We start from the raw sequence: 13,858 nt of genomic DNA, 5'->3' as shown, positions 1-13,858 counted from the left end.
CTTCCACATGGCGCAGCCCGGGCTGCGCGGCAGCGTTTATCTGGAACCGCTCGACAAGGCCGCGGCGGGTACGCTCGAATTTCAGAACTATGCGTCCGCAGTCGGCGCCGAGCTTACCGAACACGGCTTCAGCGTCGCATCGGCGCGGGAAGGTGCCGAATATGTCGGCGTGCTCGCCTATGGGCAGACGACGCGAGAAGGCGTCGGCGGCGGCTCTCCGATCACGATTGGCATCGGCGGCGGCACATTCGGCAAAAACGTCGGCGTCGGGCTCGGCACCAGCTTCGGCATCGGCGAAAAGAAAACGAAGGAAACCGCGATCAACATGCTCGCGCTCAAGATCGAGCGCGCTTCCGACAAGAGCGTGCTCTGGGAAGGCCGCGCCGTTGCGGAAGCGGGCAGCACGACGCGCTACGGACCGCTCGCGGCGGCGATGCCCGCGCTCGCCGATGCACTTTTGCGTGACTTTCCGGGCACGTCGGGCCAAACGGTGACCTACAAATCCCAGTAAGCCCTGCCCTACAGGAGTGTCATGGCCGTCACCGTTTCCGCCGCCTTCGACGGCGGCAATATCGCCGTCACGCGCGCCGAGCGCGCGGACGACATCGTGCTCACCATCCCGCGCGACCACATGTCGGAATTCGCGCAGTGGTTCTATTTCCGCCTTTCGGGGGTGCGCGGCGAAGCCTGCGTCATCCGCCTCGTCGGTCTTGAAGCCTCCGCTTACCCGGGCGGGTGGCCAGATTATCGCGCGGTCGTCTCCTACGATCGCAACGACTGGCGCCGCGCCGATACGGCATACGACAAGGCGGCAGACGGCGGCACGCTCACCATCCGGCTGACGCCCGAGCACGACAGCGTCTGGATCGCCTATTTCGCGCCCTACAGCATGGAACGGCACAACGACCTCGTTGCCCGCATCGGCAGTGCGCGGGGCGTGCGTGCCGAAGTCATCGGTAAGACGCTCGACGGGCAGGACATGGACCTGCTGACGATCGGCGACGGCCCGGTGAACCTGTGGTTCATCGCCCGCCAGCACCCGGGGGAGACGATGGCCGAATGGTGGATGGAAGGCGCGCTCGAACGCCTGACCGACCCGGCCGACCCAGTGGCGCGCGCGCTCCGCGCCAAGGCAACACTGCGCATCGTGCCCAACATGAACCCGGACGGCTCCCGCCGTGGCCACCTGCGCACGAACGCTGTCGGCGTGAACCTCAACCGCGAATGGGCGTCGCCCTCGCTCGAACGCAGCCCCGAGGTCTATTCAGTGCTCGCGCGCATGGACCGCGACAAGCCTGACTTCGTGCTCGACGTCCACGGCGACGAGGCCATCCCGAACAACTTCATCGCGGGCTTCGAGGGCATCCCCTCCATCACCGACGCGATGACCCACCGGCTCGCCGCCTACATCGCGATTCTCGACCGCCTATCGCCGGACTTCCAGACCGTTGACGGCTACGAGACTCCGGCGCCCGGCAAGGCGAACCTCACCGTCGCCACCAACGCGCTCGCGGAGCGTTTTGGCTGCCTATCAATGACGCTTGAAATGCCGTTCAAGGACGCGAATGTGGCACCGGACGCAGATTATGGCTGGTCGCCCGCGCGTTCGAAGGCGCTCGGGCGCGATTGCCTCGCCGCCGCGCTCGAAGTGCTTCCCCAACTCCGCTGACTTTCAGGAAATACGCAATGCCCCGTCTCGTACTGCTGCGCCACGGCCAGTCCGCCTGGAACCTTGAAAACCGTTTCACCGGCTGGTGGGACGTCGACGTCACCGAGCAAGGTGCCGCCGAAGCCCGCGCCGCCGGGCAGCTTCTCGCCGGCGCCGGTTTCGATTTCGACACCTGCTTCACCAGCCTGCAAACGCGCGCGATCAAGACGCTGAACCTCGTCCTTGAGGAAATGGGACGCCTCTGGCTGCCCGTCACCAAGGACTGGCGCCTCAACGAGCGCCATTACGGTGGTCTCACTGGGCTGAACAAGCAGGAGATGATCGACAAGGTCGGCGCCGAGCAGGTGCACATCTGGCGTCGCAGCTTCGACATCCCGCCGCCCGAGCTTGAAGCAGACAGTGCCTTCGACGTCTCCAAGGACCGACGCTACGCAGGCATCGCAGTGCCGCGCACCGAGAGCCTGAAGGACACGATCGCGCGCGTTCTGCCCTATTGGGAAGCCTCCATCGCCCCACGCCTGAAAGCGGGCGAGCGTGTAGTGATCTCCGCGCACGGCAACAGCCTGCGCGCGCTCGTGAAGCACCTCTCCGGCATCTCGGACGATGAAATCCCCACGCTCGAAATCCCGACCGGCCAGCCGCTCGTCTATGAGCTCGACGCCGATCTCAAGGAAATCGAGCGCTACTACCTCAAGGACCGCGCCTAGCGCTTGCCGAGCACCGTCCGCGCCGCCGTCACCATCGCCTCCACACCGGTGCGGATCGTCGGCTCGGGATCGGGCGCAAATTTCGAGGAGTGGAGCGACGGCAGCTTCGTCGGATCGCCGCCCGCCGCGTCATAGGTCGACTGCTTGACCGCACCGACGCGGAACAGCGTGCTTTCGATGCTCTTGTCCGCGCGATAATAACGGCTGAAATCCTCGCCGCCCATCTCGGGAAGATACGGCTTCACCTTGTCTTCGCCGAAACGCTCCGCGAACGCCGCTTTGATCGTCGTCGTTTGTGTCGGCGTATTGTACGTGGCGGGGGTGAATTCGTCCGCAACGATAACGACCGGCATCAGCTCTTCCGGCATTCCGGCCGCGATCGCCTCGCCTCGCACGATGCGCTTGATGCCATCGATCAGATACTGGCGGGTTTCATCCGAATAGCTCCGCACGGTGAGTTGCAGGTGCGCGCCGTCCGAAATGATGTTGTGCTTGGTGCCCGCGTTGAACGCGCCGACCGTCACCACGGCGGGCGTTTGGGGATCGAGTTCGCGGCTGATCAGCGTCTGCAGCGCGCCGACGATTCGGCTTGCGAGCACGATCGGGTCTTTCGTGGTGTGAGGATAGGCACCGTGGCCGCCTTTGCCCTTCACCTCGATATCGACCGAATCGACGTTCGCCATCACGTAGCCGTCCGAGATACCGAGCGTGCCTGCGGGCAGTGTTGCGCTGTCGTGCAGGCCAATGACGTGCGCAGGCTTGGGAAAGCGCGCATAAAGCCCGTCCGCCAGCATATCGCGCGCTCCGCCGCCGCGTTCCTCGGCGGGCTGCATGATGATAACGAGCGTACCCGACCATTCGGCCTTCGACGCCGCGAGCCGCCGCGCCGTGCCGATCATGCTCGTCATGTGGATATCATGGCCGCAGGCGTGCATCACGCCCGAGCTGCCGACGCCCGGAACCTGAATGGTCTTCTTGCTGGCATAGGGCAGGCCGGTTTCCTCGGTCACGGGAAGCCCGTCCATGTCCGCACGCAGCATTACAACCGGCCCGTCGCCGTTCTTCAGGACCGCGACCACACCCGTCTTGCCCACACCGGACGTCACCACGAATCCCGCTTTCTTGAGCTCCGCCGCCATCCGCGCCGACGTTTCGACCTCCTCGAACGAAACCTCGGGATTGGCGTGCAGATGCTTGTAGAGCGCCACCAGATACGGCGTGTCGGCCGCGACCGCATCGGTGAGCGCGTCGGCAGAGGCCGGCCCGGCGAGGCACATGAAAACGGCGGCGGCAACGAAACGGCGCATCGGCTTCTCCCTGTCGAAAGAGAACCCTAGCGGCCCCTTTCGCAAATGTCCTTTTGAAAGGCGCGCACATCATATGGAAAGGGCCGCGCCGGAATTGATCCGACGCGGCCCACTCCTTCGGGCAGGGTGACCCGCGTGCGTTGGGGGCAGAAATCACGCGAGTCAGAGGACACAACACCGCAGGCGACAAGCGGTTCCCGCCGCGCTAGGATTTCCCGTATGAAAATTGCATCCGAGCCTGCGAGATGACCGTAACCGTCGAGAGTCTAAGCCCCGTTTCGATCGCGGGCCGCCCGGCTGATTTTTCGCAGCAGTTGATGCACGATTTCAGGACGTACGGTTTCAGCGTGGTGACCGATCACGGCATCCCGGTCGAAACCATACGTGCGGCCGACGCCGCTGCGCGGCGCCTGTTCACGCTGCCCGATGCCGTGAAGCGGCAATGGCATATCGCCGGGACGGGCGGCGCCCGCGGCTATACGCCGTTCGGTGTCGAGGCGGCCAAGGACGCCGCGGAGGTCGACCAGAAGGAGTTCTGGCACATCGGCCGCGAGCTTCCTCCCGGTCACCCCTATGCCCCCGACATGCCGCCGAACGTGTGGCCCGACGTTGTGGGCTTCCGCGAGGCGGCGCTCGGCATCTTCACGGCGTTTGAGGCGGCGGGCGCTCGCCTGCTCGAAGCCATCGCCATCGGACTCAACCTGCCGGACACCTTTTTTTCCGGCCCGACGCGCGACGGCAACAGCGTGCTGCGCTTCCTGCACTACCCGCCGCAGCCCGCGGCCCCGAGCGGCATCCGCGCCGCCGCGCACGAGGACATCAACGTCATCACGCTGCTTCTCGGCGCCGAGGAAGCCGGGCTCGAACTGTTGAACCGCGACGGTGCCTGGCTGCCGATAAGCCCGCCGGAAGGCGCTCTGGTCGTGAACATCGGCGACATGCTGCAGCGGCTGACCAACCACGTGCTGCCCTCCACCACGCACCGCGTGGCGAACCCCGTGGGCCCGGCTGCGGGACGCGCGCGCTATTCGATGCCGTTCTTCCTCCATTTTGCGCCGGACTACCGGATCGAGACGCTGCCGGGGTGCGTCACGGTGGCCAATCCGAACCGCTACCCCGAGGCAATCACGGCGAATGCTTATTTGTTGCAACGGCTTCGTGAGATCCGGCTCCTCTGAATCTTGCGGAGGCGGAACAATACGTGTTCGTAATCAGTTGCCCCTGCGTAGAAGAATTAAGCCGGAAGAGCCGTTCATGCTGCAGTCGCACAACTATGCTCCGTCGTCGCACCTCGCGCCCTATGTCGCGCGCCACTACGTGTTCCGGGCACCGCTTCCCGACGATTTCGTCATGGTGGACCGGCTGCTCGCCGAAACCCCCTTCGTCCGCATTCTCATCACCGGGGACTGGGCCGCGGAGATTGCGCCGGGGCGCTGGGAGCGGCCAGGCGACGTGCTGTTCTTCGGCGCCAACGCACGGCCCTTCAAGGTGCGCGTGCGCGGGCCGTTCTTCATCGTCGGTATTGCGCTGCGCCCCTCCGGCTGGCGTGCGCTTTCCGAGCGCCCCGCTTCGGACTTCGCGGACCGCATGGTCCGGCTCGCCGACGTATGGGGGGAGGACGCCGAGGCGCGGTTCGCGGACGTCGCCAAACTGACCGACGACGACGCGATCGTCACGGTCTGCGAGATGGCGATCACTGCGCAGCTGAAAGCGCCCGAACGCGTTAACGGCGCGATGCAGCACCTTGAAACGGTCGCCCGCCTCGACAGCGCGACGCGTGTCGAAGACGTTGCCGACCAGCTCGGCATCTCGCTGCGCCAGCTTGAACGCCTGTCCACCGCGCATTTCGGGCACACGCCCAAAACCGTGATGCGCCGCAGCCGTTTCCTCGACATGGCCGCCGCGATGCGCGGTCTCGGCGATCCCGACGACGAGTACCTCGCGGCGCTGCGCTATTTCGACCAATCGCATCGGACGCGCGAGTTCAAGCACTTCATCGGCATGACGCCCGCGGAGTTCGAGCGTACGCCGACACCGCTGCTCGATGCGGGCATCCAGCTTCGGCAGGACCGGAAGCACCACCGCTTCTGAAAGGCCGCAAGTAGACGAAGTAGGCCGGCGCGGCGCCACTGGCCGGATAAATCCTATTTTACAGGGATTTATTCACCAAAGACGCGCCGGAAGATCGTGTCGACGTGCTTGAAGTGGTAACCGAGGTCGAACAGACCTTCGAGCTCCGCGTTCGAAAGACGCGCGGTCACGTCCGGGTCGGCCTTGAGGAGGTCGAGGAGTTGGAGCTGCCCGTCCGAATCCCACACTTTCATCGCGTTGCGCTGGACGAGCCGGTACGAATCCTCGCGGCTGACGCCCGCCTGCGTGAGCGCCAGCAGCACGCGCTGCGAGTGGATAAGGCCTCCCATCTTGTCGAGGTTCTTCTGCATCCGCTCGGGGTAGATGAGGAGCTTGTCGACAACACCGGTGAGGCGGACGAGCGCGAAATCGAGCGTGACGGTCGCATCCGGCCCGATCATCCGCTCGACGGACGAGTGCGAGATGTCGCGTTCGTGCCAGAGCGCAACGTTTTCCATCGCCGGAATCGAATAGCCGCGCACCAGCCGTGCCAGACCGGTGAGGTTCTCGGTGAGCACGGGGTTGCGCTTGTGCGGCATCGCCGACGAGCCCTTCTGACCCGGCGAGAAATACTCCTCCGCCTCCAGCACCTCGGTGCGCTGCAGGTGGCGGATCTCGACCGCCAGCCGCTCGACCGACGAGGCGATGACGCCGAGCGTCGCAAAATACATGGCGTGGCGGTCGCGCGGGATGACCTGCGTGGAAACCGGCTCCGCCGTCAGCCCCATCGCCTTCGCGACGTGCTCTTCGACGCGCGGATCGATGTTCGCGAACGTGCCCACCGCGCCCGAAATCGCGCAGGTGGCGACTTCTTCCCGCGCCGCGACCATGCGCGCGCGGCAGCGCTCGAACTCGGCATAGGCCTGCGCAAGCTTGAGGCCGAACGTGGTCGGCTCGGCGTGGATGCCGTGGCTGCGGCCCATCGTCGGGGTCATCTTGTGTTCAAGCGCGCGGCGCTTGATCGCGGCGAGCAGCGCATCGAGATCGGCGATGAGGAGGTCGGCCGCACGCACGAGCTGCACGTTGAAACAGGTATCGAGCACGTCCGAACTCGTCATGCCCTGGTGGACGAAGCGCGCCTCCTCCCCGACATGCTCGGCAAGGCTGGTGAGGAAGGCGATCACGTCGTGCTTCACCTCGCGCTCGATCTCGTCGATGCGCGCAACATCGAAGCCGCCGCGTTCCCACACCGCCTTCGCAGCCTCCGCGGGGACCACGCCAAGCTCGACGAGCGCGTCCATGGCGTGCGCCTCGATCTCGAACCAGATCTGGAAACGGGTTTCCGGCTCCCAGATCGTCGTCATCTCGGGGCGGCTGTAGCGTGGAATCATGCGTGGGCTCCTGTCAGGGCCGCGCGGGTAGCAGACAGGGCGCGCGGTTTCCAGCCTTAGAGCAACCCGAGAGCCTTGAAGCTGGCATGGCCTTCGCGGCCGATCACGATGTGATCGTGGAGCTGGATGCCGAGTACGCGTGCCGCATCGCGGACGTGGTTGGTGAGCTGGATGTCATCCCGGCTCGGTTTCGGGTCGCCCGAGGGATGATTGTGGACAAGGATGAGCGCGGTGGCGCCGAGATCAAGCGCGCGGTGGATCACTTCGCGGACGTAGACCGAGGTCTGGTTCACGGTGCCGTCCGACATCGCTTCGTCCGCGATGAGCACGTTGCGCGAATCGAGGAACAGCACGCGGAAACGTTCGCGCCCCAGATGCGCCATATCGGCATGGAGATAATCGAGCAGCGCCTGCCAGCCGGCAAGCACGGGCTTTCCATAGACATTCGCGCGCTGGAGACGAAGCGCAGCGGCGCGCACAAAGCCGAGCGTCGCGATGACGGCATCCCCCGCGCCTTCGACGCGCTTCAGGTCGCGCGGCTCCGCCGAGATCACCCCGGCGAACGACTGAAAACGCGCGATCAGCGCCTTCGCGAGCGGCTTCGTGTCGCGGCGTGGAATGGCGAGACCGAGCAGATATTCGAGCAGTTCGTAATCATGGAACGCGTCGCCGCCGCCTTGCAACATGCGGGCGCGCATACGGGCGCGGTGGCCGGCATCAGCGTTGGTGGAGTCCGTATCGGGCATGAAACGAGGCTAGCCGCAAGCCGGGGGTAAAGGCCAGTCCCTTGCAGCTGTCATAGGCTTCTGGCTTAACGGAACCATGAGCATGATCCCCTGCCAGCGCGACCGGTTCGCGATTCCGCGTGAGGTCGCCTATCTGAACTGCGCCTACATGTCGCCGCTCGCGCATGAGGTAACCGAGGCGGTCGAACGCGGTGCGGCGCTGAAAGCCACGCCGTGGACGTATCGCCCCGCCGACTTCTTCACACACACCGAGGCGGCGCGCAGCCGCTTCGCAGCACTCGCCGGCGGCAGCGCGGACGATTTCGCCGTCGTCCCCTCGGTCAGCTACGGGCTTGCCGTCGCAGCGCGGAACCTACCGCTCCGGCGCGGGCAGGACATCGTGGTGCTCGCCGACCAGTTCCCTTCCAACCTCTACGTTTGGCGCGAACATGCCATCGCCTGCGGCGCGCGCATCGTGACCGTGCAGCGCGAAGCCGGAGAGGCGTGGACGCCTGCCGTGCTCGCCGCGATCGGCCCGGACACGGGGCTCGTCGCCGTGCCGAACTGCCACTGGGCGGACGGCGGCCTTGTCGATCTCGACGCCGTGGGCGCGGCCTGCCGCGCGGCGGGCGCGGCGCTCGTGCTCGATCTCACCCAGTCGCTTGGCGCGCTGCCGTTCGATGCGGGCCGCGTCGAGCCCGATTTCATGGTCGCCGCGTGCTACAAGTGGGCGATGGGGCCTTACGGCATCGCTATGCTGTATGTCGCGCCTAGGCATCAGGGCGGCACGCCGATCGAGCACAACTGGATGAACCGCGTCGGCAGCGAGGATTTCTCGCGGCTGGTCGACTATCGGAATGATTTCCAGCCCGGCGCGCGGCGCTTCGACATGGGCGAGAAGGCGAACCCGCCGCTTCTGTTGGGCGCCGCCGCCGCCATCGACATGCTGCTCGGCTGGGGCATCGCGAACATCGCCGAAACGCTCGGGCGCCGAAACCTCGCGCTCGGCGAGGCGGCGCGCGCTATCGGCCTTCTCGCGCCCGACCCGGCGACGCGCGCGCCGCATTTCCTTTCGCTCGGCTTTCCGGGCGACGTGCCGGAGGGGCTGCCCGAACGCCTCGCCGGGGAAAACGTCTTTGTTTCGCTGCGTGGCCGCTCGCTGCGCGTGACGCCCCACCTCTACAACGACGACGCCGACTGCGACCGGCTGATCGCCGTGCTGAAAAAGGCGCTCGGCTGATGGAGATTCGGCACGACGACCTGCGGGGACCGGAAATCGCCGCGCTGTTGCAGGCGCATCTCGACGACATGCATCGCCATTCGCCGCCCGAAAGCGTCCATGCGCTCGATCTCGACGCGCTGCGCGCGCCCGATATCACCTTCTGGACGGTGTGGGACGAAGGCGTGCTGCTGGGCTGCGGCGCGCTGCGCGAACTCGATCCGCAGCACGGCGAGATCAAATCGATGCGGACGGACGAACGCCATCGCCGGCGGGGCGTCGCGACCGTCATGCTCGACCACATCATCGAAGAGGCGCGGCGGCGCGGTTACACGCGGCTGAGCCTGGAAACGGGCACGCCCGCCGCCTTCGATGCGGCGCGGCTGCTCTATGCGAGCCGGGGCTTCACGCTGTGCCCGCCGTTCGGGGATTATAAAGAAGACCCCTACAGCGTCTGCATGACGCTGGAGCTTGGTCAGACCGCGTAGGGCGGATGATCGAGACCGGCGGGCGATTTCGTGAAGATCTCGCAGCCGGTTTCGGTAATCCCGATCGAGTGTTCGAACTGCGCGGAGAGCGAGCGATCGCGCGTGACCGCCGTCCAGCCGTCGTCGAGCACCTTCACATCGGCGCGGCCGAGGTTGATCATCGGCTCGATCGTGAAGAACATGCCGGGCTTCAGCAGCACGCCGCGCCCCGGCTTGCCGACATGGACGACGCTCGGCTCGTCGTGGAACATGCGGCCAAGGCCGTGCCCGCAGAAATCGCGCACGATGCCGCAGCGCTGCTCCTCGGCATAAGACTGGATGGCGTGGCCGATATCGCCGAGGCGGTTGCCCGGCTTCGCCGCCGCGATGCCCCGCATCAGGCATTCATAGGTGATGTCGACGAGGCGGCGCGCCTTCAGCGGCACATCGCCGACGAGGAACATGCGGCTCGTGTCGCCGTGCCAGCCATCGACGATGACCGTGATGTCGATGTTGGCGATATCGCCCTTCACCAGCCGCTTCGCGCTCGGGATGCCGTGGCAGACGACATGATTGATGCTGATGCAGCTGGAATGGCTGTAGCCCTTGTAGAACACGGTCGCCGGAACGCCGCCGCGCTCGCGCACAAACTCATAGACCATCGTATCGAGATCGATCGTGCGGGCACCGGGCACGACGTGCGGCACCAGCATGTCGAGCGCCGCCGCGGCAAGCTGACCCGCGCGGCGCATCCCTTCGAATGCATCGGGGCCATGCAGCTTGATGCCGGACGCATCGAGAATGACGTCTGAAACTTCCATGTCCATGACCCTATCCTAACGCGCGGTGCGGCTGACGCCAGCCGGACGATCCTTCATGGCGACGACGCACTTGCCGTAGGGCGACGCGCCGACCCAATCCTTGTCCGGGTGCCAGGCGAACACGAAATTGCCGCCCTTGATGAGATCGATGACACCATCGGCAACCGCGCTGCGCAGCGCCGGGCAACCCCAGCTGCGCCCGAGCCGGCCCTGCTTCGCGCCTGCGTTCGGGTCCACATAGGCGGCGCCGTGCATGACGATGGCGCGGTCGCGTGCCGCATCGTTGACGCCCGGCACCAACCCGTCCATGCGCAGCGAATAGCCGTTCGAGCCGATGTAGGTCTCGGCGGTGACGAAGAGGCCGAGGCTCGACTGGCGCGAGTTCATCGCGTTCGAGAAGCTGGTCGTGCGGTTGTCGCCCGAATTGCGGCCATGCGCGACATAGTCCTGAACGAGCGCGGCCCCGGTCTTGAGGTCGACCACCCACAGGCGCGGCTCCAGCGAGGTGCGGCCGTAATCGATGATCGTGACGGTGCGCGCGGTCTTGCCGACGCCCGAAGCCTGCGCGCAGGAAACCACGTCAAGCGCCGCACGCCGCACGTTCGCATCGAGCGTGACTGCCTTCGGCGCGGGTGCGGCGAGCAGGGCAAAGGCCATCAGATGAATCATTTCTCGGCTCCAAATAACTGAAGTTCGGACCCTCCGGCAACATCGAGCGGCAAATCGCTGATGAGCATGGTGGCCCCAGGGGTCAGGATTCCGCCGAGCGCACGCGCAAATTCCGGCGGCATTCGGATGCGGTCGACGTCGTGGCTGTCTTTCGCTTCCGGCGGCAACAGGGCGTCGCCGGGCAGATCGACCAGCATCCAGGACCCGGAGGCCGGCGCACCCTCCGGGGCACCGGCCATCAGCATCAGCGCATGGGTGTGAAGCGGCGAATCGCCGGCGATCGTGATGCGCGTGCGCCCGATCTCGACTCCGCCGCGCATGACGCTGAGTTGCCGATCGCGGCCGCTGACGACGAGCGTGACCGGTCCCGACGGCGCGCGCTCCGGCGACCAGTGATCGCCCTTCCCGCCCTCGACCACGGCGGTATCGGTGGTGAGCAGCGCCGGGGACACGCGCAGGCCGGTTTCAAGCGCGCGGTCGGTGACCACCACGATCGCGCCGAGCGGCACCGCACTGAACAGGTCGCGCGCGAATGCGAGCGGCATGCGGATGCAGCCGTGCGACTGCGGACGGCCGGGATCGTATCCCGCATGCAGCGCGACACCGCCCCATGTCAGCCGCAACATGAACGGCATAGGCGCGTCGTCGTAGAGATTGGATCTGTGATCGATGTCCTTTTCGAGCACGCGGAACACGCCCGCGGGCGTTTCATAGCCCGGCCGCCCAGTGGAGACGCGCGCGGCACCGATCTGCACACCGTTGCGGAACACGTAAGCACGTTGCTGCGGCAGGCTGATGACGACAAGGACGGGTCCATCGGGCGCCGCCGCGGGCATCCAAACGAACTGGCCGGGGTTCAGCGCCATCGGGTCCGTACCGGCCGGGCAGGACTTCGCATCGCCCTGCGCCAGCGCGGGCACCGCCAGGAGCATCAGCACGAACGCCAGCAACTGCTTCATGCTCCGCGTTTCCAACCTGCCATCACGCTTTACCCTCTACGCCGCTGCCGCTACGGATGCAGTCATGGTCAACGCCCGCATCTGGACCGCCGCACTCATCGTCATCGGTGACGAGATTCTCTCCGGCCGGACCCAGGACGCCAACCTCGCTTATCTCGCGAAATGGCTTAACATTCAGGGTATCCAGCTCGTCGAGGCGCGTGTCGTTCCCGACCAGATGGGTGCCATCGTCGCCGCCGTCAATGCCTGCCGCGCCCAATGCGACTATGTGTTCACCACCGGCGGCATCGGGCCGACACACGACGACATCAGCGTCGATGCCGTCGCAGAGGCGCTTGGCGTGCCGGTCGTGCTGCATCCGGAGGCCGAGGCGATGCTGCGGCAATACTACGGCGAGCGCATCACCGAGGCGCGGCTGCGCATGGCGCGCGTGCCCGAAGGCGCCGACCTCATCGAGAACCCGGTCTCGGGCGCGCCGGGCATCCGCATCGGACGCGTGTTCATGCTCGCGGGCGTGCCCAAGATCACGCAGGGGATGCTCGCCGGCCTCGACGGCAAGCTCGAAGGCGGGCTTCCCGTGCTCGACCGCACCGTGGGCGCCTGGGTGCCGGAAAGCAGCGTCTCCGAGATCCTCATCGCGGTGGAGCGCGAGAAGCCGGGCATCCAGATCGGCAGCTACCCCTTCTGGCGCGAGGGCCGCATCGGCGCGAACTTCGTGATCCGCAGCCGCGAGCAGGCCGCGCTCGACGACGCCGCCGCGCGCCTGATGGACGCACTTTCCGCCGCCGGACACCAGCCCCTCGACGGCGCCATCTAGAGGCGCTACGCACGGCCGAGAACCGCAGCGGCCCACGTGGCGGAATTGGTAGACGCAAGGGACTTAAAATCCCTCGCCTGTTTCAGGCGTGCCGGTTCGATCCCGGCCGTGGGCACCAGCGGCTTTCCGCAGGCGTCCGCCGCTACCTGTTTCCCTCGATACGGTCAGCAGACAGGCCGATCTCGGACAACGCTACGCTCCGGCGTCTGGGTTACGCCAGAACGAAATGACGGCGCACGGCTTCAGGGCCATTGCCAGCACCCTCCTGAATGAGAGCCGCAAGTGGCACCCGGACGCGATCGAACGGCAGCTGGCGCACATGGAAAGCAACAACGTCCGCCGCGCCTATCTTCGCGGCGAGCATTGGGCAGAGCGTGTCCGCATGATGCAGTTTTGGTCGGATCACCTCGACAAGCTGCGTGCTGCGAACGTCATTCGAGGCAAGTTCGCAAAGGACAAGCGGCATCCGTCCTCTGGCCGGATGAAGTCTGTTTGATCCGGCTCCCGCGCGGTGTGTGCGGGTCGCTATGCCTTTGGTCCGGCCGTGCAGGTCCTGCAACCCGCTGACGCGGGTCTTCCTCTTCGTTGCAGCCCTTCGGGTGCAGGCCCGGCCCTTGATGCCGGACCTCTCGGCGCTCCGCCGCCCACCCCGCTCTTCCGCCGGGTCGATGAGCCGCACACCGCCAAGGGCTACAAGTCTGACTTCGATCTGCTCGTCATCGTCAACGACAAGTGACTGACCGATTATGTGAAATACTGGGCGAAGGCCGAGGAGCACTTCCACCGCGAGTACGGCATCACCAAGTGCATCACGACCCCGGCCAACTTCATCGTTCACACGCGGCAGGAGGTGAACGATGGCATCGCGCACGGCCGCTACTTCGTCATGGACGTCGCGAAGGACGGCATCGCGCTCTACCAGAGCGACGACAGCGTGCTGTATACGCCGAAGCCCGAGACGCCGAAGGACGCGCTCAAGTTGACGCGGGAATACTTCGATGAGTGGTTACCCAGCGGCGCGGGAATGTTGGAAACAG

The 13,858-nt window shown here is 66.0% G+C and carries 14 protein-coding genes, 1 tRNA gene and 2 pseudogenes; 11 read left to right on the top strand and 6 right to left on the bottom strand.

Annotated features, from left to right (window positions below; translation table 11 throughout):
• From H2052_RS16845 to gpmA, 3 genes are all read left to right on the top strand, one after another.
• On the top strand, positions 1–511 hold a 511-nt coding region (locus H2052_RS16845), incomplete at its 5' end, for a DUF4136 domain-containing protein (protein WP_293784387.1).
• Positions 512–532: 21 nt separating this feature from the next.
• A complete protein-coding gene (locus H2052_RS16840) occupies positions 533–1,669 on the top strand; it encodes a M14-type cytosolic carboxypeptidase (protein WP_293784384.1) in 1,137 nt (378 codons plus the stop codon).
• A 17-nt stretch (positions 1,670–1,686) separates the two neighbouring features.
• Positions 1,687–2,376 (top strand): 2,3-diphosphoglycerate-dependent phosphoglycerate mutase, encoded by a 690-nt coding sequence (gene gpmA / locus H2052_RS16835; protein WP_293784381.1) that lies wholly within the window; start codon positions 1,687–1,689, stop codon positions 2,374–2,376.
• Here the strand turns inward: gpmA and H2052_RS16830 are convergent.
• The gene (locus H2052_RS16830; protein ID WP_293784378.1) at positions 2,373–3,683 is read right to left on the bottom strand and encodes an amidohydrolase; all 1,311 of its coding nucleotides are present in this window, start codon (positions 3,681–3,683) and stop codon (positions 2,373–2,375) included. The genes gpmA and H2052_RS16830 overlap by 4 nt on opposite strands.
• Before the next feature lie 245 nt (positions 3,684–3,928).
• Between H2052_RS16830 and H2052_RS16825 the strand changes: the two genes are divergently transcribed.
• Together H2052_RS16825 and H2052_RS16820 are read left to right on the top strand one after the other, a co-directional pair.
• Positions 3,929–4,861: a 2-oxoglutarate and iron-dependent oxygenase domain-containing protein gene (locus H2052_RS16825; protein ID WP_293784375.1), complete on the top strand. Its 933-nt coding sequence runs from the start codon at positions 3,929–3,931 to the stop codon at positions 4,859–4,861.
• Positions 4,862–4,937: 76 nt separating this feature from the next.
• Complete coding sequence (locus H2052_RS16820; protein ID WP_293784373.1) at positions 4,938–5,774, top strand: helix-turn-helix domain-containing protein; 837 nt, start codon at positions 4,938–4,940, stop codon at positions 5,772–5,774.
• 68 nt (positions 5,775–5,842) lie between these two features.
• Here the strand turns inward: H2052_RS16820 and purB are convergent, their stop codons facing one another.
• Together purB and radC are read right to left on the bottom strand one after the other, a co-directional pair.
• Positions 5,843–7,144 carry an adenylosuccinate lyase gene (gene purB, locus H2052_RS16815; protein ID WP_293784371.1) on the bottom strand — a complete coding sequence of 434 codons (1,302 nt, stop codon included), beginning with the start codon at positions 7,142–7,144 and terminating at the stop codon, positions 5,843–5,845.
• A 56-nt stretch (positions 7,145–7,200) separates the two neighbouring features.
• The gene (radC, locus tag H2052_RS16810) at positions 7,201–7,890 is read right to left on the bottom strand and encodes a DNA repair protein RadC (RefSeq protein ID WP_293784369.1); all 690 of its coding nucleotides are present in this window, start codon (positions 7,888–7,890) and stop codon (positions 7,201–7,203) included.
• 76 nt (positions 7,891–7,966) lie between these two features.
• Between radC and H2052_RS16805 the strand changes: the two genes are divergently transcribed.
• The gene (locus tag H2052_RS16805; RefSeq protein ID WP_293784367.1) at positions 7,967–9,109 is read left to right on the top strand and encodes an aminotransferase class V-fold PLP-dependent enzyme; all 1,143 of its coding nucleotides are present in this window, start codon (positions 7,967–7,969) and stop codon (positions 9,107–9,109) included.
• The gene (locus tag H2052_RS16800; protein WP_293784365.1) at positions 9,109–9,576 is read left to right on the top strand and encodes a GNAT family N-acetyltransferase; all 468 of its coding nucleotides are present in this window, start codon (positions 9,109–9,111) and stop codon (positions 9,574–9,576) included. The genes H2052_RS16805 and H2052_RS16800 overlap by 1 nt, the downstream gene beginning before the upstream one ends.
• On the opposite strand, the gene map is transcribed toward H2052_RS16800, so the two are convergent.
• Genes map through H2052_RS16785 form a run of 3 tightly spaced genes read right to left on the bottom strand, consistent with a single transcriptional unit; the run spans position 9,564 to position 12,004 of the window.
• Positions 9,564–10,382, bottom strand: a complete 819-nt coding sequence (gene map, locus H2052_RS16795; RefSeq protein ID WP_293784363.1) for a type I methionyl aminopeptidase — start codon at positions 10,380–10,382, stop codon at positions 9,564–9,566. The two genes, H2052_RS16800 and map, sit on opposite strands and share 13 nt — an antisense overlap.
• A 9-nt stretch (positions 10,383–10,391) precedes the next feature.
• Positions 10,392–11,045 carry a murein L,D-transpeptidase catalytic domain family protein gene (locus H2052_RS16790; protein ID WP_293784360.1) on the bottom strand — a complete coding sequence of 218 codons (654 nt, stop codon included), beginning with the start codon at positions 11,043–11,045 and terminating at the stop codon, positions 10,392–10,394.
• The gene (locus H2052_RS16785) at positions 11,042–12,004 is read right to left on the bottom strand and encodes a L,D-transpeptidase family protein (RefSeq protein WP_293784357.1); all 963 of its coding nucleotides are present in this window, start codon (positions 12,002–12,004) and stop codon (positions 11,042–11,044) included. The genes H2052_RS16790 and H2052_RS16785 overlap by 4 nt, the downstream gene beginning before the upstream one ends.
• A 64-nt stretch (positions 12,005–12,068) precedes the next feature.
• Here H2052_RS16785 and H2052_RS16780 point away from each other — a divergent pair, with 64 nt between their 5' ends.
• From H2052_RS16780 to H2052_RS16765, 4 genes and pseudogenes are all read left to right on the top strand, one after another.
• The gene (locus H2052_RS16780; RefSeq protein WP_293784396.1) at positions 12,069–12,821 is read left to right on the top strand and encodes a competence/damage-inducible protein A; all 753 of its coding nucleotides are present in this window, start codon (positions 12,069–12,071) and stop codon (positions 12,819–12,821) included.
• 30 nt (positions 12,822–12,851) lie between these two features.
• Positions 12,852–12,939: transfer RNA gene (locus H2052_RS16775), tRNA-Leu, on the top strand.
• Positions 12,940–12,961: 22 nt separating this feature from the next.
• A pseudogene (locus H2052_RS16770) lies at positions 12,962–13,317 on the top strand (integrase); the annotation flags it as partial.
• A gap of 168 nt (positions 13,318–13,485) precedes the next feature.
• Positions 13,486–13,836: pseudogene (locus H2052_RS16765) on the top strand (nucleotidyltransferase); the annotation flags it as partial.
• Positions 13,837–13,858 lie beyond the last annotated feature (22 nt).

The organism is Sphingosinicella sp., from assembly GCF_013911755.1.
In the GTDB taxonomy this organism is placed as follows: domain Bacteria; phylum Pseudomonadota; class Alphaproteobacteria; order Sphingomonadales; family Sphingomonadaceae; genus Sphingosinicella.
This window is presented reverse-complemented; position numbering and strand designations above follow the sequence as displayed.

Bases quoted from the DNA above. Each gene is read 5' to 3' on its own strand.
- H2052_RS16840 (WP_293784384.1), top strand. From the start codon at position 533: ATGGCCGTCACCGTTTCCGCCGCCTTCGACGGCGGCAATATCGCCGTC.
- gpmA (WP_293784381.1), top strand. From the start codon at position 1,687: ATGCCCCGTCTCGTACTGCTGCGCCACGGCCAGTCCGCCTGGAACCTT.
- H2052_RS16830 (WP_293784378.1), bottom strand. From the start codon at position 3,683: ATGCGCCGTTTCGTTGCCGCCGCCGTTTTCATGTGCCTCGCCGGGCCG.
- H2052_RS16825 (WP_293784375.1), top strand. From the start codon at position 3,929: ATGACCGTAACCGTCGAGAGTCTAAGCCCCGTTTCGATCGCGGGCCGC.
- H2052_RS16820 (WP_293784373.1), top strand. From the start codon at position 4,938: ATGCTGCAGTCGCACAACTATGCTCCGTCGTCGCACCTCGCGCCCTAT.
- purB (WP_293784371.1), bottom strand. From the start codon at position 7,144: ATGATTCCACGCTACAGCCGCCCCGAGATGACGACGATCTGGGAGCCG.
- radC (WP_293784369.1), bottom strand. From the start codon at position 7,890: ATGCCCGATACGGACTCCACCAACGCTGATGCCGGCCACCGCGCCCGT.
- H2052_RS16805 (WP_293784367.1), top strand. From the start codon at position 7,967: ATGAGCATGATCCCCTGCCAGCGCGACCGGTTCGCGATTCCGCGTGAG.
- H2052_RS16800 (WP_293784365.1), top strand. From the start codon at position 9,109: ATGGAGATTCGGCACGACGACCTGCGGGGACCGGAAATCGCCGCGCTG.
- map (WP_293784363.1), bottom strand. From the start codon at position 10,382: ATGGACATGGAAGTTTCAGACGTCATTCTCGATGCGTCCGGCATCAAG.
- H2052_RS16790 (WP_293784360.1), bottom strand. From the start codon at position 11,045: ATGATTCATCTGATGGCCTTTGCCCTGCTCGCCGCACCCGCGCCGAAG.
- H2052_RS16785 (WP_293784357.1), bottom strand. From the start codon at position 12,004: ATGAAGCAGTTGCTGGCGTTCGTGCTGATGCTCCTGGCGGTGCCCGCG.
- H2052_RS16780 (WP_293784396.1), top strand. From the start codon at position 12,069: ATGGTCAACGCCCGCATCTGGACCGCCGCACTCATCGTCATCGGTGAC.